This window comes from Alphaproteobacteria bacterium, assembly GCA_017308135.1.
Lineage (GTDB): Bacteria > Pseudomonadota > Alphaproteobacteria > CACIAM-22H2 > CACIAM-22H2 > Tagaea.
Genome location: JAFKFM010000009.1, coordinates 470106 through 487506, shown reverse-complemented (window position 1 = coordinate 487506; position 17401 = coordinate 470106). Strand labels below are relative to the sequence as shown.

The following is a 17401-nucleotide window of genomic DNA, read 5'->3' as shown; positions in this document are numbered from 1 at the left end:
GCGAGGATCGAGGGCGCAAATGAATTGGAAGTGGCGCGCGCGGCTGCGCGATTGGGGCACGCTGGCGGCGGCGGTGGCGAAGGTCTACGGACCGATCGCGCTGCTGATCGCGGCGGGGTTCTATGTCGCGTTCCGGTTCGTGGCGCCGCCGCCGCCCGACACGTTGCGCTTCGCCGCCGGGGCGGAAGGCGGGTCCTATGCCGCCTTCGCCGAACGCTACGCGCAGATTTTGGCGCGCGACGGGGTGAAGCTCGAGATCCTGCGCACCGCCGGCGCGCTTGAAAATCTGCATATGTTGAGCGGCGGGGAGAACCGCGCTGATGCCGGCTTCGTGCAAGGCGGCGTGGGCTCTGAGGAAGGCTCGCCGGGCGTGGCCGTGCTCGCGACCGTCTTTCACGAGCCCGTTTGGCTAATGGTGCGCGCCGATTTGCGCGTGACCAAGCTCGCCGATATGCGCGGCCGGCGCATCGCGATCGGCCCGGAAGGCTCGGGCACGCAAATCCTCGCGCGACAATTGCTGCGCGCCAACGGCTTCGATATGGCGAGCGACGTGCAAGCCGTCGCGATGGGCACGGGCGATGCGCTGGTGGCGCTGCGCGAGCGGCGGATCGACGCGGCCTTCGCCGTGTCGGCGCGCCCGCCCGAAGGCCTCGCCGATATGCTGGCAAGCGGGCGCGCGCGCCTGATCGGCTTCCCGCGCCACGAAGCCTATAAGCACAATTTCCCGTTCCTCGCTTCGGTCGTGCTGCCGGGCGGCTCGCTCGATCTCGCGCGCGACGTACCGAACGAAGACCTCGTGCTGCTCGCCCCGGTGGCGCAGCTCGCGGTGCGCGAAGATCTGCATCCCGCCCTTGTGCAATTGCTGTTCAAGGCGGCGAAGGAAGTGCATAGCCCGCGGCAGTTGTTCGCGCCGCCGGGCATGTTCCCCTCGCTCGACTATCTCGATTTCCCCGAACACGAGGATAGCGAGCGCCTGGTGCGGCGCGGACCCGGCGTGCTCGTCGCCTATCTGCCGTTCTGGCTCGCCGTGCTGATCGAGCGCACGCTGGTCATGCTGATCCCGCTGATCACGCTGATGATCCCGCTGATGCGCTTGGCGCCGCCGATCTATCGCTGGCAGATCCGCGGCAAGATCAATCGCTGGTACAAGCGCTTGCGGACGATCGAGGTACGACTGCTGAACGAATCCGATCCGACGGCCAGGGAATCCTGCCGTGCCGAGTTGTCGTCCATCGAAAAAGCGGTCGAATCGTTGAAGTTGCCGCATTCCTACGACGACGCGTTGTATCAATTGCGCATGCATGTGCGCTTCGTGCGCGAAAAAGTCGCGGGCGACCAGTAAGTCTATTCCTTCAGAATCAAAGACTTGATGGAGAACGGCGGGATTCGTCCGATAAAGCGTTCGGCATTAAGCTCCAGGTAAGCGTCTCGCCCTTAAATACGCGAAGAAAACGCATGGCCGGGCCCGTTTATGGCCCTCGCGACCACGGAGTCGAAGATGGACGATCTGCTGCGGGACTTCCTGACCGAGACCAACGAAAATCTCGGCATGCTCGATACCGAGCTCGTGAAGCTCGAGCAGAACCCGAACGATCCGGGTCTGGTTTCCAGCATTTTCCGCATGATGCACACGATCAAGGGCACGTGCGGTTTCTTGGGCCTGCCGCGCCTGGAAAAGGTCGCGCATGCCGGCGAGAACCTGCTCGACAAGATCCGCGACAAGGAACTGGTCGCCGACACCACGGCGGTCTCGCTGATCTTGGAATCGATCGATCGCATTAAAAGCCTGTTGTCGGTGCTCGAGCAGACGGAAGCCGAGCCCGAGGGCGAAGATTCCGATCTGATCCAACGCCTGAACGATTTCGCCGCCGGCAAGGGGGCGGCCGCGCCCGCCGCCGCCGCACCGGCTTCGCCCGTGCCGTTGCAAGCGCTCGCCTCGACGCCGGCCGAACCCGAACCCGACGAGCATGGTTTCGTGCCGGTGCCTGCGCACAAAACCGCCGCCGTCGCCGACGCCATCGCCGCCGAGAAGGGCGGTGCGACGCCCGCAGCGCCGCCGCCGGTTCCCGTCGCCGCCGCGCCGGCCCCGGCACCCGTCGCCGCGGCCGCCAAGCCGCCGGTCGCGGCTTCCGCCGCACCCCCGCCCGCCAAGGCGGAAACGGCCGAATCCGCCATCGCCGCCTCGTCGATCCGCGTCAATGTCGACGTGCTCGAAAACCTGATGACGATGGTTTCCGAGCTCGTGCTGACCCGCAACCAGCTGCTCCAAATTCTGCGCTCGCAGAAGGACAGCGAGTTCGCCGCGCCCTTGCAGCGCCTCAACCACGTGACGTCGGAGTTGCAGGAAGGCGTCATGAAGACGCGCATGCAGCCGATCGGCAACGCCTGGTCGAAGCTGCCGCGCTTGATCCGCGATCTCAGCCACGAACTCGGCAAGAAGATCGACCTGCTGATGCACGGTCAGGAGACCGAGCTTGATCGCCAGGTTCTGGAGCTCATCAAGGATCCGCTGACCCATCTCGTGCGCAACTGCGCCGATCACGGGCTGGAACCGCCGGACGAGCGCCGCGCCGCCGGCAAGCCCGAAACGGGCAAGGTGATTTTGAACGCCTTCCACGAAGGCGGCCATATCATCATCGAGATCAAGGACGACGGCCGCGGTCTCAACATCGACCGCATCAAGCAGAAGGCCGTGCAGAACGGCGTGGCGAGCGAAGCCGAAATCGCCGCCATGTCCGATCAGCAGGCCGCGCAATTCATCTTCGCCGCCGGCTTCTCGACGGCCGCCCAGGTCACCTCGGTCTCGGGCCGCGGCGTGGGCATGGACGTCGTGCGCACCAACATCGAAAAGATCGGCGGCACGGTCGAGCTCAAATTCCAGCGCGGCAAGGGTACCGCCTTCGTCATCAAGATTCCGCTGACCCTCGCCATCGTGTCGGCGCTGATCGTCGAATGCTCGGGCGAGCGTTTCGCGATCCCGCAGATCAGCGTGCTCGAACTCGTGCGCGCGCACGGCAATTCGGAAACGACGGTCGAGCGCGTCAACGACGCGCCTTTCCTGCGCTTGCGCAACCGCCTGCTGCCGCTGGTGTCGCTGCACGACACGCTGCGCCTGGGCGAAACGCGCGCCATGGACGACGACAAGAGCTTCATCGTCGTCACGCAAGTCGGCAACTACACCTTCGGCATTATGGTCGACCGCGTGTTCGACACCGAAGAAATCGTGGTCAAGCCGGTGGCGCCGATCCTGCGCGACATTCCGATGTTCTCGGGCAACACGATCCTGGGCGACGGCTCGGTCATCATGATCCTCGATCCCAACGGGATCGCAGCGGGCACGGGCGCTTCGGCGGCGACGATGTCGGAAGCCCAGGCCGACCAAGCCGTGACCGAAGTCGCGCGCAGCGAAGGCGAGCGTGTGGCGCTTCTCGTCTTCCGCGCGGGCGGTCAAGCGCCCAAGGCGGTGCCGCTGTCGCTGATCGCGCGTTTGGAGGAAACCGACGCCGCGCAGATCGAGTATTCCGACGGCAAGCCGGTGCTGCAGTATCGCGGCAAGCTGATGCCGCTGGTGACGATCGATCCGAACTACGGCATCCGTTCGGAAGGCCGTCAGCCGATCCTGGTCTTCGCCGATCGCAACCGGAATATGGGTCTGCTGGTCGACGAGATCGTCGATATCGTCGAGGAACGCCTGTCGATCGAGATGAACAACGCGCGCCCCGGCATGGTCGGGTCGGCGATCATCTCGGGCAAGGCGACCGACGTGATCGACACCGCGCATTATCTGGCGCAGGCCTTCGGCGATTGGTTCGGCAAGTCGGATCAGCCGTTCGGCGCCCAGACGCAGGCGCGCCGCCTGCTGCTGGTCGACGACAGCCCGTTCTTCCGCAACCTGCTCCAGCCGATCCTGCAAGTCGCCGGCTACGACGTGACGACGGCCGATACGGCCGCCCAGGCGTTGACGCTGTGCGAAAGCGGGCGCGAGTTCGACGTCATCGTTTCCGACATCGAAATGCCCGGCATGTCCGGCTTCGATTTCGCCGAGACGCTGCGCCGGTCCGAGAAGTTCCGAGAAACGCCGATCCTGGCCTTGTCCTCGCACACGCATCCGGCCGATATCGACCGCGCGCGCCGCGTGGGCTTCACCGATTTCATTCCCAAGCTGGATCGCGAAGGCCTGCTCGCCTCGCTGTCCGAATTGGGCGGCCGTTCGGCGGCCGAGTGATCGAAGGATAGACATCCATGTCCAATCTTCCCGCCATCGCCAATAAGCCCGGCGCCGTCGAAACCGCCGCGTTCGGCGCCACCGCCGGCAGCGATTTCGTCACCATGACGGTCGCCGACCAGCTGTTTGGCATTCCCGTTTTGACCGTGCAGGACGTGCTGGGCCCCCAGCGCATCACGCGCGTTCCCATGGCGCCGCCGGAAGTCGCGGGCGCCTTGAACTTGCGCGGGCGCATCGTGACCGCGATCGACGTGCGCCGCCGCCTGGGGCTGCCCAAGCGCGAGGGCAATGCCGCGGGCATGAACGTCGTCGTCGATTTCAAGGGCGAGCTTTACGCCCTGATGGTCGACAATGTGGGCGAGGTTCTGTCGCTGTCGGCCGATTCCTACGAACGCAATCCCGCCACGCTCGACCCGCGCTGGCGCGACGTCTCGGCCGGCATCTATCGCCTCAAAGGCAAGCTTCTGGTCGTGCTGGAAGTGGCCCGCCTGCTCGATCTTAAAGTGAAGCGCGGCGCGGAAGCGGCTTGAGCCCCACTTGATCTAATGCCTATTCTCCCCCGACGGGGAGAACGGGCATGGCCAGCGTCGAGAATTTCGAGACCAACGGCGGGATCGCGATCGTCGAATTGCCGGGCGGCGACGCCGGCAAGGCGCGCCTCGTGTGGGGCGACGCGCTGTTCCACGCCGAATTTCCCGAAGCGCAAGGGGCGACCGGCGGCGGCTTGGGCGACGACGAAATCGCCCGCGCCAAATTCGCCGCCGCTTTGAACCCGTTGGCGTTGGGTGCCACGGCCGCCATCGCTTGCGAAGGCGATTGGCTGTTCGGGCGCGATGTCGTGGGCATCCTGCGCGCGGTGCGCACCGGGCCGTCGACCTTCTTGCTGAGCTTTCCTTTCGCCAGCAACGCGCTGGCCGATGCGATCGAAGCGCAGATCGCCGAAGCGCTGGACGGGCTGCCGATCGCGCTTTCGATCTGTGCGGCCGACGGCGAAACGCCGGGCGAAATTCTGTGGATGAACGAAACCTTCCGCCAATTGATGGCGGGATCGGATTTCGACTTGATCGGCACGGCATTGGGCGCACATTTCGCGCTGCCGGGCACGTTCACGATATTGATGGCTGCGACCGGGCCGCTGGTTCCTTGCGCGCCGTTCCCGACCGCGCTCAAAACGCTGGAAGGGATGGTGACGCCGGTGATGGTGTCGGCCAAACGCGTCGCGTTCCGCCGCCGTGCGGCCGCGATGATCTGCCTCGCCCGCGCGATTTAGATATTCATTTTCCGCGCGGCGGCTTCCAGCTCGTCGATCAGCTGCATGCCGGGCACGATTTCCGAGCGCACGAATTCCAGGCGCTTGTTGGGCCCGCCGCCCGCGGTGGGGAAGCGTTCGCGCCACAGCTGCATCTTGACCGCGAGGCCGCACAACACGCCGCCCATCGAGCGGTGGTTGGAGAACACCAGATCCTTCATCTGCGCGAAGGAATTGGCGTTGATGTCCTTCCAGAAATCGCTGCTCTTGCGATTGAAGGATTCGAAACGGCCGGTCAGCGAGATGATCACGCCCGACAGCGAATCCTTCACCTTGTCGAGCATCTGCTTCGACAGGCGGTCGTGCTTGATCATCTGGTTTTCTTCGAGCGGCTTGATCCAGTCGAGGAAGCCCTGGACCTGCGGCACGACCGTGTCGAGGCAGGATTTGAAATAGGCGAGCGACAAATACGTGTCGCCGTAATCCTCCAGGAAGCGCGGAATCTCGGTCAGCGGCACGTTCAGCTTCTGCGACATCGCGCGCAGATTCTTGAGCGCGTCTTCCCGGTTGGGATTGGCGATCAGGCGCAGAATGTCGGAAACGTCGTTCACCTCGATCTCGGTCCCGCCATAGATCTGCTGGATCAGCGGGTGGGTGAACGCCTTCATATGCTCGGTCAGTTCGCGGCGCTTGCCCTCGGAAAGCTGCAGGTCCTTTTTCTCGTCGACCGGCAGTTTCAATTGCCGCATGGCGAGGCGCAGCGTGTACACGTCGAACGACGGCACGGTCGCCAGGTTCTGCAGGATCGGCATGTCCTTGCGCAGCTGTTCGCCGTAGCTTTGGAAGACCGAGTGCAGCGTCTCCAGCGGGACCTGGGCCGATTTGTGGCTTTGGTCCTTGTAGAGCTCGATCACCGTATCGAGACGCACGTTCTTGATCAGGCGCAGGCGGCGCAGGCCGGGCGTTTCCAGCGGGATGATGCGCAGCGGCAGGATATGGAGCGCGTCCTGACTTTCGGCGTCGAATTCCTCCTCGCCGCCCGCCGCGCCGGCGGCGGCCGGTTCGGCCGGCGTCGAAGCGCCCGCGGGGGGCGCTTTGGGCGCTTCGGCGGCGCTGGGGTGGGCTGGGTCAGACGGTGTCATATAAGAATGTTTAACGGTCCGGCGGCGAAGTTTCCACAGACACTTGACCGCACCCGGTAGCGCTCCGGATCGGACATCAAGCTCATCCGAACAATTTGTCGATATCGGCTTGCGAAGACGTCGCACCGGCCGCGGCGGGTTCGGGCGCCGGGGCCTTCGCGGCCGGCGGGGCGGCATTGGGGGCCGGGGGCGGCGATACGGGGGCGGGTTCCGGCATCGGTTCGGCGTCGGGCGTATCGGCCATGGCACCGTTCAGCAGCGCGTCGATCTCGTCCTGGGTGCGGCCTTGGCCGGGCAGCGACGGGCCGTTTAGCAGATGGCTGTCGGCGCGGCTGTCGGCGGCCGGGGCGGCGGCGGGTTTGACGCCCGATAGCGCGTCGGCCCCCCAAATCTCGACCATCGCGGCGACGCGCTGGTCGATATAGCGCAGCGTGTTGACGACCTTCGAGATGCGCTGGCCGGTGATGTCCTGGAACGAGCAGGCGGTGAAGATCTCGGTCGCCTGATCGGTCAGGATCTGGCCTTGCTCGGCAAGGTCGGCGGGCAGGGCACCGGCGATTTCCATCACGCGCTCGGCGGCGTTCAGGATGTCCGACGTCGCGCGCTCGGTCGCCTGGACGATCTGGTCGAGCTCGCTGGTCGCGGTAACGATCCGGTTCGCCGAGGATTCGATCTTGTGATCTTTCTCGTGCAGGGCGGCGATTTCCTGTTTCGCGGTCTGGATATGGGCGGCCATGCTTTGCAGCTCGGCGCGCAGCACTTCCAGGCTGGTCGCTTCCTTCTGCACCTCGAACTGGCGCAAGGTCCATTCGCGCAACGACGACGCGATGCGCCGGGCCTCGTCCACCGCCACCAAGCGCTGGCGCTGGTCGCGCATACGCAGGAAGGCGCGGCCGCGCGCGCTGTTTTGCAGCGCGTCCTCGATCGCGAAATAGTCGTCGTCGGAAAGCTGGTTTTTCGGCATGGCGGATGGCCTGGCAGGAGGTTCGGTGCGGCCGAATTATAGCGAAATCCGGTCGCGCCGGATGCGCCGTCCGGGGCTTGGACGGCGCTTCCAGTCCCCTATTAAACGCATGGCCCGGTTAAGAGAATCTTCAGGTCGATGAAGAAGCCTCGCAGCCGTTTTCGGATCGTGCGAGGCCCAGCGCCGGTCACATTTCGCACCGCGATATGCGGGCCTTCAGCCTGCGCCTTGCACTTGCGCGCGCGGCCGGAATGTCATCAAATCGTAACCATAAGTCGCGATATGGGGGATCCGCCCCCGCGTCCTTCAGGGAGAGAGAGATGAACGCCCTTCGTTACGCCGCTTCAGCGGCAATCGTCGCCGCATTTCCGCTATTCGCCGGTGCCGCCCAAGCCCAAGGCTCGCTGACGCTTTATTGCTCGGTGCAAGAAGAATGGTGCCGCCCGATGGCGGCCAATTTCGAGCGCGAGACCGGCATTAAGGTCAATATGACCCGCAAATCCTCGGGCGAAACCTACGCCCAGGTGAAGGCCGAATCGCGCAACCCGCGCGGCGACGTGTGGTGGGGCGGCACGGGCGACCCGCATCTTCAGGCGGCCGAAGAAGGCCTGCTGGCCGAATACCGCTCGCCGGTCTTGAAGGACCTGCATGATTGGGCGGTGCGCCAGGCCGAGATTTCGAAGTACCGCACGGTCGGTATCTATTCGGGCGCGCTGGGTTATTCCTTCAACACCCGCACGCTCGCCCAGAAGAACCTGCCCGAACCCAAGTGCTGGCGCGATCTCGCCCGCCCCGAATACAAGGGCGAAATCCAGGTCGCGGACCCGAACTCGTCGGGCACGGCCTATACGATGCTGGCGTCGCTCGTGCAGTTGTTCGGCGAAGAACCCGCGTTCGACGTGATGCGCCGCATGCACGCGAACGTGAACCAGTACACGCGTTCGGGTGCCGCTCCCGCGCGCGCCGCCGCGACCGGCGAATCGCTGATCGGCATCACCTTCCTGCACGACGCGGTGACGCAGGTCGTCGCGGGCGCCCCGGTGAAGATCGTGGCGCCGTGCGAGGGCACGGGCTTCGAGATCGGCTCGATGTCGATCATCAAGGGCACGCGCAACATGGCGAACGCCAAAAAGTTCTACGACTGGGCGCTGTCGCCCGCGGCCCAGGCGCTGGGTGCGGCGGCGAACTCGTTCCAGCTGCCGTCGAACAAGAACTCGGTCATCCCGCCGCAGGCCCCGCGCATGTCGGACATCCTGTTGATCGAGTACGACTTCGTGCGCTACGGCTCGGCCGCGGAACGCGACCGCCTGCTGCAGCGTTGGACGAAGGAAATCCGCTCGGGCTCCTAAGCCCGGCGGTGGGCGGCGCGGCCGGTCAGAGACCGGCCGCCCGCGCCGTTTCGCTCAAATACCGGCGGCCCATCCGCGCATATGTCAGCGGGTGGGCCTTCGCCGGATCCTGCTCCGCCTCGACGACCAGCCAGCCCGCATAGCCCGCGCGCTTCAGCTCGGCGAAAATCGGCGGATAATCGACCGACCCATCGCCCGGCACGGTGAACACGCCGTCCAGCACGCTGTCGAGGAACGAGCGCTTGTTGCGCTTGGCTTCCGCTAGCACGGCCGCGCGGATGTCCTTGCAATGGACGTGCGCGACGCGCTTGGCGTATTTGCGCGCCAGCTTCAACGGATCGCCGCCGGCATAGGTGAAATGGCCGGTGTCGAGCAGCAGTTCCACCTCCGGGCCCGCCTTGGCCATCAGCGCGTCGATCTCGCTTTCCGTTTCGATCACCGTGCCCATGTGGTGGTGATAGGCAAGGCGGATGCCCTGCGCGCGCAGGCGCTTGCCCACTTCGGTCATGCGGCTTGCCAGCAAATCCATTTCCGAATCGGTCAAGCGGCGGCGGCTGTCGAGCGACGCGGTCTTGTCGCCATGCACGCAGCCGGTGACTTCGGCATAGACCATCACGGGGCTGCCCATGGCTTTGAGCAGCGTCAGATGATCGTCCATCGCCGCCATTTCGGCGTCGACGTCGCGTTCCAGCAGGCGCGAGGAATACCAGCCCGAGACGATCTTGAGCTTGTGCTTGGCCATGATGGGGGCGAGCTTCGCCGCCTGGCGCGGGAATTTGTTCCCCAGCTCGACGCCGTCATAGCCGGCTTCCTTGGCTTCCGTCAGGCAGGTTTCCAACGGCGTATCGCCGCCCAGCGACGGCATGTCGTCGTTGGTCCAGGTCAGCGGGTTGATTCCGATCGGGCACGACATGGGGTTTAGGCTCCCCGGCGCTGGGCGCGCCGCTTGTTGAGATAGGTTTGACGGTGGCGGCGCGTGCGCGGCGCATCGGGGACGGCCACGTCCCACCATGCCCCGCCTTCGCCCGTGCTGTGCTTGGCGTCGGTGTCGATGACGATCACCTGCGTCGTCTTGGCGCGCTTGGCGGCGCGCAAGGCGTCTTCCAGACCCGCAAGATCGTCGACCTTGGTGGCTTCCGCACCCAGCGCCAGCGCATGGACGGCGAAATCGACCGGCGGATGGTCGTCCGACAGGCGGTTGTTGAACGGCGCGCCGCCGGTCGCGGCCTGAAGGCGCGCGATACAGCCGAAGCCGCGATTGTCGAGCACGACGATGGTGAGCTTCGCCCCCAACGCCACCGATGTCGCGATTTCGGAATTCATCATCAGATACGAGCCATCGCCCACGAGCACATAGACCTCGCGCTCGGGCGCCGCCAGCTTGGCGCCCAGACCGCCCGCGATCTCGTAGCCCATGCACGAGAAGCCGTATTCGAGGTGGTAGCTGGCCGAATCCTTGGCGCGCCACAGCTTGTGGAGTTCGCCCGGCAAGCCGCCCGCCGCGCAGATCATCACATGCGGATGATCCATCGCGACGCGATTGACGACGCCGAGCACGGCGGCATCGCTGGGAAGGCCCGGCTGCGGCGCGATCGCCTTGGCGGCGACGCGGTTCCAAGCGCGCACCGACCGCGCGGCTTTCGCCGTCCAGGCATCGGGCGCCTTCCAGCGGCCGAGCTTGGCGTCGAGCGCCTTCACGCCTTCGCGCGCATCGGCGACGAAGGGCATCGCGCCGTGCTTGGCGGCGTCAAACGCGCCGACATTCAACTGGATCAGCTTCAGCTTCGGATTGCGGAACACGGTGCGCGACGCGGTCGGGAAATCGGCCAGGCGCGTGCCCACCGCCAGCACCACATCGGCTTCCGCCGCCAGCGCATTGGCCGCCCCCGTGCCCGTCACGCCCAGCGCCCCGGCATTGGCCGGATGGTCCCAGGCGAGGGCACCTTTGCCGGCCTGCGTGTCGGCCGTGGGGATGCCGTGCTTGACCGCGAAATCGCCCAGCACGCGTTCGGCACCGGAGAATTTCACGCCGCCGCCGACCAGGATCATCGGCTTCTTGGCAGCCTTCAACGCGGCCGCCGTTTGGGCCAATTCGTCGATATCCGGTTGCGGGCGGCGAATGCGATGAACCCGCTCGGCGAAGAATTCGGGCGGGCAGTCGAACGCCTCGGCCTGCACATCTTGCGGCAGGCAGATCACGGCGGGCCCGCAATCGGCCGGGTCGAGCAGCACGCGCAACGCGGCGGGGGCGGAGACCAGAATTTGTTCGGGTCGCGTGATGCGATCCCAATACCGCGAGACGGGGCGGAACGCGTCGTTGGCCGAAACGGCCGCGTCGCCGAAATTCTCGATCTGTTGGAGTACGGGGTCCGGGCGGCGGTCGGCGAACACGTCGCCGGGCAGCAGCAGAACCGGCAGGCGGTTCACATGCGCGACGGCGGCGGCCGTCACCATATTCGTGGCCCCCGGCCCGATCGAGGTCGTGCAGGCCATCATCCGGTTGCGCGCATGGGTCTTGGCATAGGCGACCGCCGCCAGGGCCATCGCCTGTTCGTTATGGGCGCGCAAAGTCGGCAAAACATTGCGATGGGCGTGCAAAGCCGGCCCCAGCCCGGCGACATTGCCGTGGCCGAAAATCGCGAACACCCCGCCGAAAAGCGGGACGGTCTTGCCCTTCGTGTCGACGATTTTTTGCGCGGCCAGGAAGCGCACAAGCGCCTCGGCCGTGGTAAGACGCACACCCATCCGGTTCATCCCCAGCGACGATTGTTACAGACGATTGTTGTTGCGGTTTTGTGACATTGCGCGCTTATTTCCGGCCAAAGATCAAGAGGGAGAAACATGATCGAGTTCGCTCAGTTCGGTGCCGGTCGCATCGGCCGTATCCATGCCGCCGCCATCGCCGCTTCGGGCAAAGCGCGGTTGCGCTATGTCGTCGACGTCAACGCGAAGGCGGCCGCCGAGTTGGCCGCATCCTACGGCGCAAAGGCCGTCGATACCAAGACCGCGATGGCCGACCCGAAGGTCGGCGCGGTGCTGATCGCGTCGTCGACCGACACGCATGCCGATTTGACGATCGCCGCCGCCAAGGCCGGCAAGGCGATTTTCTGCGAAAAGCCGATCGATCTGTCGCTGGCGCGCGTCGACGCGTGCTTGAAGGTCGTCAAGGCCGCCAAAGTGCCGATGCTGGTGGGTTTCAACCGCCGCTTCGACCCGAGCTTCGCGTCGCTGCACGCGCGCCTGCGCGCCGGCGAAATCGGCGACGTGGAACAAGTCATCGTGTCGAGCCGCGATCCCGGCCTGCCGCCCTTCGAATACCTGAAGGTCTCGGGCGGGCAGTTCCGCGACATGACGATCCACGATTTCGATATGGCGCGCTGGCTGCTGGGCGAAGAACCCAACGAAGTCTTCGCCTTCGGCTCGGCGCTGGTCGATCCGCGCGTGGCGAAGGCCGGCGATATCGACAGCGCGATGGTGCTGCTGCGCACGAAGAGCGGCAAAATGGCGCATATCAACAATTCGCGCCGGGCGAGCTACGGCTACGATCAACGTATCGAAGTGCACGGCTCCAAGGGCCGATTGATGGCGGGCAACCACACGCCGACGACGGTCGAGAAGGCCGATGCGTTGTCCGTGTCGACCGACAAGCCGCTCTATTTCTTCCTGGAGCGTTACGCCGCCGCCTATCGCGCCGAGATGGACGCGTTCCTGACGGCGCTGACGACCAAGAAGAAGATGCCGGTCGGGGCCGATGACGGCCGCAAGGCGCTGGTTCTGGCGGAAGCGGCGCTCAAATCGTCGAAGACCGGCAAGCCGGTGAAGGTGAGCCTGTGAGGAGCCAGCGTCTGGACAGCAAGATCGTCGTCGTCACCGGTTCCACGCAAGGCCTGGGCGAGCGTATCGCGCGCGATGCCGCCGCGGTGGGTGCGGCCGGCATCGTCGTGACGGGGCGCAACGCCAAGCGCGGCGAAGCGGTCGCGGCCGATATTTCCAAAACCGCGCCCTGTCTTTTCGTCCAAGCGGAACTCGCCGACGAAAAACAGGTCCGCGCGGTGATGGAAAAAGCCGAAGCGAAGTTCGGCCGGATCGACGGGCTGGTGAATTCCGGCGCGCTGACCGATCGCGGCACGATCGAGAACACGACGGTCGAATTGTGGGACCGTCTCTACGCCGTGAACGTGCGCGCGCCCTTCATCCTGACGCAGGAATTCGTGCGCCGGGCGAAAGCGCGCAAGGCCGGCGGCTCGATCGTCAACATCATCACGCGCTCGGCGCATGGCGGGCAGCCCTTCCTGACGGCGTATTCGTCGTCCAAGGGCGCCCTCGCCACGCTGACCAAGAACGTCGCCAACGCGGTGCGATTCGACAAGATCCGCGTCAACGGCGTCAATATCGGCTGGATGGAAACGCCGGGCGAGCACGCGATCCAGGCGCGCGACGGCAATCCGCCCGATTGGCTGGAGAAGGCGTCGCCCAACCAGCCCTTCGGGCGCATCCTGTCGGTCGACGACGTGTCGACGTTGGCGCTCTATCTGCTGTCGGACGCCAGCGACATGATGACCGGCTCCGTGATCGATTTCGACCAGAACGTGATGGGAGGCTACGACTGATGACCGCGCATTCGAAAGCGCCCAAAGGCGGGTTTCCCGCCGGGCTCACATCGGTCGCCACGAAGGAAACCAATGACGGGTTCGGCATCGATTTCGCGGTGCTGAAGCTCAAGGCCGGCGAGACGTTCGAAGAAACCGCCGCGTGCGAAAGCGCCTATCTGCTGATGGCGGGCGAGGCGGAATTCCGCTTCGCCAATCGCGCCGAGCCCGCGTCGCGCGCGTCGTTGTTCGATGTCGGCCCCACTTGCCTGCATGTCGGCAAGGGCGAGCGCGTGGCGCTTGTCGCCAAAACCGACGCGGAATTCACGCTCTATCGCTGCGCCAACGCCAAGTCGCTGCAAGCGCGTTATTTCCGCCCGTCGGACGTGCCCGACGAATATCGCGGCAAGGGCCAGGTCGGCGATCAATGCCTGCGCAATGTGCGCACGATCTTCGACGCGGCGAATTCGCCGAAGGACGCCGAACTGGTGCTGGGCGAAGTCGTCACGCTGCCCGGCCGCTGGTCGTCCTACCCGCCGCATCACCATCCGCAGCCGGAGATCTATCACTATCGCTTCACCGAGAAGCAGGGCTACGGCCATGCCGAACTCGGCGAGACGGTGCTGAAGGTGCGCGACGGCGACACGGTGAAAATCGCCGACGGCCAGGACCACGCCCAAGCGGCCGCACCCGGCTACGGCATGTATTACGCCTGGGTCATCCGGCATCTGCCGAACAATCCCTACGGCGTGCCGGAATTCACCGAGGAGCATCGCTGGACGATGGCGAAGGACGCCAAGTTCTGGCGGCCCGAATGGTCGCGATGAAGAACGTCCCGCCGGCGGGACGCCGCTTCGATCTGATCGCGATGGGCCGCGCGGCCGTGGATTTCTACGGCGCGCAAATCGGCGGGCGGCTCGAGGATATGTCGAGCTTCGCCAAATATCTCGGCGGCTCGGCGGCGAACACCGCCTATGGCCTCGCACGCCTCGGCCATAAACCGTCGATGCTCGTGCGCGTGGGCGACGAGCATATGGGCCGCTTCGTGCGCGAGACGCTGGCCGATGCGGGCGTCGATGTTTCGCATGTGCGCACCGACAAGGACCGGCTGACCGGCCTCGTCATCCTGGGCGTGAAGGATCGCGAGACGTTCCCGCTGATCTTCTATCGCGAGAACTGCGCCGACATGGCCGTGTCGGCCGACGATTTCGACGCCGACTATATCGCGTCGGCGCGCGTGTTCCTGACCAACGGCACGCATTTCTCGGCCCCGTCCACGGCCGAAGCGGTCAAAACCGCGATCGCCTATGCGCGCAAAGCCGGCACCAAAACCGTGTTCGACGTCGATTACCGGCCGGTGCTGTGGGGCCTCGCGGGCAAGGGGCGCGGCGAAGATCGCTTCGTGCGCTCCGACGCCGTCTCCGCGCATTTAAAGGCGCTGGTGCCGCTGTTCGACGTGATCGTCGGTACCGAGGAGGAAATCCATATCTGCGGCGGCGCGACCGACACGCTGGCGGCGTTGCGCGCGATCCGCGCGCTGAACCCGACGGCCACGCTGGTGCTGAAGCTCGGCCCCAAGGGCGCGATGATTTTCGAAGGCGATATCCCTTCGAAACTCGACGACGGCGATTTCGCCCAAGGCGTGCCGGTCGAAACCTTCAACACGCTGGGGGCGGGCGACGCGTTCATGGCCGGGCTGATGTCCGGCTGGCTCGATGGGTTGTCGTGGGTCGATGCCGCCAAGCGCGGCAATGCGTGCGGCGCCATTGTCGTGTCGCGCCACGGCTGCGCGCCCGCCTGCCCGACGCGCGCCGAGCTCGAGATTTATTTCGCCGAGAAGACGGGCGTGTTCCGCCTGCATTCGGACGCGGACTTCGAAACGCGCCATCGCAAGATGACGCGCCGCCGCCATTGGCCGGAAGTGATGGCGCTCGCCTTCGACCATCGCATCCAGTTGGAAACGATGGCCGACGCCGCGAAGGCGCCGCGCGATCGTTTGTTCAAGCTCAAGGAACTGCTCGCCGACGCGGCCCTTGCCGTGGCGAAGGAAACGCCCGGGGCGGGCGTGCTCTGCGACGATCGCTGGGGCGAATCCGCCTTGTGGCGCATGACCGGCAAGGGTCTATGGATCGGCCGTCCGGTCGAGATGCCCGGCACGTTCCCGCTCGATCTGCAGCACGGGCCCGATCCGGCCTTGGCGCTGAAATCGTGGCCCGAGGAACATATCGTCAAATGCCTGATCTTCTGGCATCCCGACGATCCGGCCGAGGAACGCGACGCGCAGGAAAAGACGCTCGCCCGCGTGGTGCGCGCGGCGCACGCTTATGGCCTCGACATGCTGATCGAGGTGATCGCCTCGCGCGGCCGGAAGTCGTATCCCGAAGCCGTGCCCGTGGCGATGGAACGCTTCTACGATCTGGGGCTCGACCCCGATTGGTGGAAGCTGCCGCCGCCGCCGACCGACGCGGATTGGGATCGGGTCGAAGCGATCATCGACCGGCGCGATCCGCTGTGCCGGGGCATCGTGCTGCTCGGCCTCGATGCGCCGGAGGCGGAAGTCGCCGCCGGGTTCAAGACCGCGCGCGGGCGCAAATGGGCGAAGGGTTTCGCGGTGGGCCGCACGGCCTTCGCCAAGTCGGCGCAAGCCTGGCTTGAAGGCAAACTCGACGATTCGGCGCTGATCCGCGATGTCGAAGGCGCCTATCGCCGCCTGATCGCCGCCTGGAAGAGTTAAATCTTCCCGGCCACGGCGGCGCGGAACACGGCTTCGAGATCCTTGGCGGTGACGGGGCAGGGATTGCCGCCGGCCGAGGGATCTTTCTCCGCCATTGTACCGATCTCGGCGGCACGCGCATCGTCCACGCCGATTTCCTTCAGCGTGTGCGGAATTTTGAGCGCCGCGCGGAAATCGAGCGTCCATTTCAGCACGGCGTCGAAGCCGCCGCCGGGCAAGTCGAGCACGCGGGCGAGCAGGTTCATGCGGTCCGCGATCGCCGCCTTGTTGTGGACCATCACGTAAGGCAGCAGCACGGCGTTGGTCAGCCCGTGATGCGTGTCGTAGACGGCGCCGATCGGATGGGCGAGCGCATGCACGCCGCCCAGCCCCTTTTGGAACGCGGCCGCGCCCATCGACGCGGCGGCGAGCATTTGCCCGCGCGCTTCGATGTCCTTCCCGTCCTTGAAGGCGCGCGGCAGATATTCCTTCACCAGCCGCATGCCTTCCAGCGCGATGCCTTCGGCCATCGGATGGAAGCCGGGCGCGCAATAGGCTTCGAAGCTGTGCACATAGGCGTCGATGCCGGTCGCGGCGGTCACATGCGGCGGCAAGCCGACCGTCAATTCGGGATCGGAGATCACGATCCCCGGCATCATCTTCGGATGGAAGATGATCTTCTTCACATGCGTGGCCTCGTCGGTGATGACCGAGGCGCGGCCCACTTCCGATCCCGTGCCCGACGTCGTCGGCACGGCCACGACCGGCAGCATGCCGTCGGGATCGACGCGCTTGAACCAATCGCCGATATCCTCGAAATCCCACAAGGGACGCGTCTGCTTCCACATCAGCGCGATCGCCTTGGCGGCGTCCAGCGCCGATCCGCCGCCGAAGGCGATGACGCCGTCATGGCCGCCGGCCTTCAGCGCCGCGAGCCCGTCCTCGACATTGCGGCCGGTCGGGTTGCCCTTGACCTTGGCGAAGAGCGCAGCGCCCGAGATCGCCAACGCGTTCTTCACCATCGGCGCATTCGCCAAGCCTTCGTCGGTGACGAGCAGCGGCTTCTTGATGCCCAGGCGCGCCAATGCGGCGGGCAATTCGGCGATGCGGCCCGGCCCCGCCCAAACGGTGGTCGGATAGTTCCAATTGCCTTTGACGGTCATGTTCGAG

At 65.6% G+C, this 17401-nt stretch carries 14 protein-coding genes; 9 read left to right on the top strand and 5 right to left on the bottom strand.

What is annotated here, in order from left to right:
- Window positions 1-19 precede the first annotated feature (19 nt).
- The 4 genes from J0H39_15630 (at window position 20) to J0H39_15615 (ending at window position 5495) form a co-directional block, all read left to right on the top strand.
- Window positions 20-1342, top strand: coding sequence for a TAXI family TRAP transporter solute-binding subunit (locus J0H39_15630; GenBank protein MBN9498185.1), 1323 nt, complete (start codon window positions 20-22; stop codon window positions 1340-1342).
- A 156-nt stretch (window positions 1343-1498) separates the two neighbouring features.
- On the top strand, window positions 1499-4225 hold the full coding sequence (locus tag J0H39_15625; GenBank protein MBN9498184.1) for a hybrid sensor histidine kinase/response regulator: 2727 nt from the start codon (window positions 1499-1501) through the stop codon (window positions 4223-4225).
- 17 nt (window positions 4226-4242) lie between these two features.
- Window positions 4243-4755, top strand: coding sequence for a chemotaxis protein CheW (locus tag J0H39_15620; GenBank protein MBN9498183.1), 513 nt, complete (start codon window positions 4243-4245; stop codon window positions 4753-4755).
- 47 nt (window positions 4756-4802) lie between these two features.
- Window positions 4803-5495 (top strand): hypothetical protein, encoded by a 693-nt coding sequence (locus J0H39_15615; protein ID MBN9498182.1) that lies wholly within the window; start codon window positions 4803-4805, stop codon window positions 5493-5495.
- Here J0H39_15615 and J0H39_15610 read toward each other — a convergent pair.
- Complete coding sequence (locus tag J0H39_15610; protein ID MBN9498181.1) at window positions 5492-6616, bottom strand: hypothetical protein; 1125 nt, start codon at window positions 6614-6616, stop codon at window positions 5492-5494. The two genes, J0H39_15615 and J0H39_15610, sit on opposite strands and share 4 nt — an antisense overlap.
- 82 nt (window positions 6617-6698) lie before the next feature.
- Window positions 6699-7580: a protein phosphatase CheZ gene (locus J0H39_15605; protein MBN9498180.1), complete on the bottom strand. Its 882-nt coding sequence runs from the start codon at window positions 7578-7580 to the stop codon at window positions 6699-6701.
- A gap of 320 nt (window positions 7581-7900) precedes the next feature.
- Here J0H39_15605 and J0H39_15600 point away from each other — a divergent pair, with 320 nt between their 5' ends.
- Complete coding sequence (locus J0H39_15600) at window positions 7901-8929, top strand: ABC transporter substrate-binding protein (GenBank protein ID MBN9498179.1); 1029 nt, start codon at window positions 7901-7903, stop codon at window positions 8927-8929.
- A gap of 25 nt (window positions 8930-8954) precedes the next feature.
- Here the strand turns inward: J0H39_15600 and iolE are convergent, their stop codons facing one another.
- Window positions 8955-9842, bottom strand: a complete 888-nt coding sequence (gene iolE / locus J0H39_15595) for a myo-inosose-2 dehydratase (GenBank protein MBN9498178.1) — start codon at window positions 9840-9842, stop codon at window positions 8955-8957.
- A 5-nt stretch (window positions 9843-9847) separates the two neighbouring features.
- Window positions 9848-11683 carry a 3D-(3,5/4)-trihydroxycyclohexane-1,2-dione acylhydrolase (decyclizing) gene (gene iolD, locus J0H39_15590; GenBank protein MBN9498177.1) on the bottom strand — a complete coding sequence of 612 codons (1836 nt, stop codon included), beginning with the start codon at window positions 11681-11683 and terminating at the stop codon, window positions 9848-9850.
- 87 nt (window positions 11684-11770) lie between these two features.
- On the opposite strand from iolD, the gene iolG reads away from it, so the two are divergent.
- Genes iolG through iolC form a run of 4 tightly spaced genes read left to right on the top strand, consistent with a single transcriptional unit; the run spans window position 11771 to window position 16252 of the window.
- Window positions 11771-12763: an inositol 2-dehydrogenase gene (gene iolG, locus J0H39_15585; GenBank protein MBN9498176.1), complete on the top strand. Its 993-nt coding sequence runs from the start codon at window positions 11771-11773 to the stop codon at window positions 12761-12763.
- Window positions 12760-13539, top strand: a complete 780-nt coding sequence (locus J0H39_15580) for an SDR family oxidoreductase (GenBank protein MBN9498175.1) — start codon at window positions 12760-12762, stop codon at window positions 13537-13539. The genes iolG and J0H39_15580 overlap by 4 nt, the downstream gene beginning before the upstream one ends.
- On the top strand, window positions 13539-14345 hold the full coding sequence (locus tag J0H39_15575; GenBank protein MBN9498174.1) for a 5-deoxy-glucuronate isomerase: 807 nt from the start codon (window positions 13539-13541) through the stop codon (window positions 14343-14345). Before J0H39_15580 ends, J0H39_15575 begins: the two co-directional genes overlap by 1 nt.
- Entirely contained in the window at window positions 14342-16252 is a 1911-nt protein-coding gene (gene iolC / locus J0H39_15570; GenBank protein ID MBN9498173.1) for a 5-dehydro-2-deoxygluconokinase, read from the top strand. Before J0H39_15575 ends, iolC begins: the two co-directional genes overlap by 4 nt.
- Here the strand turns inward: iolC and J0H39_15565 are convergent.
- A complete protein-coding gene (locus J0H39_15565; protein ID MBN9498172.1) occupies window positions 16249-17394 on the bottom strand; it encodes an iron-containing alcohol dehydrogenase in 1146 nt (381 codons plus the stop codon). The two genes, iolC and J0H39_15565, sit on opposite strands and share 4 nt — an antisense overlap.
- Window positions 17395-17401: the final 7 nt, after the last annotated feature.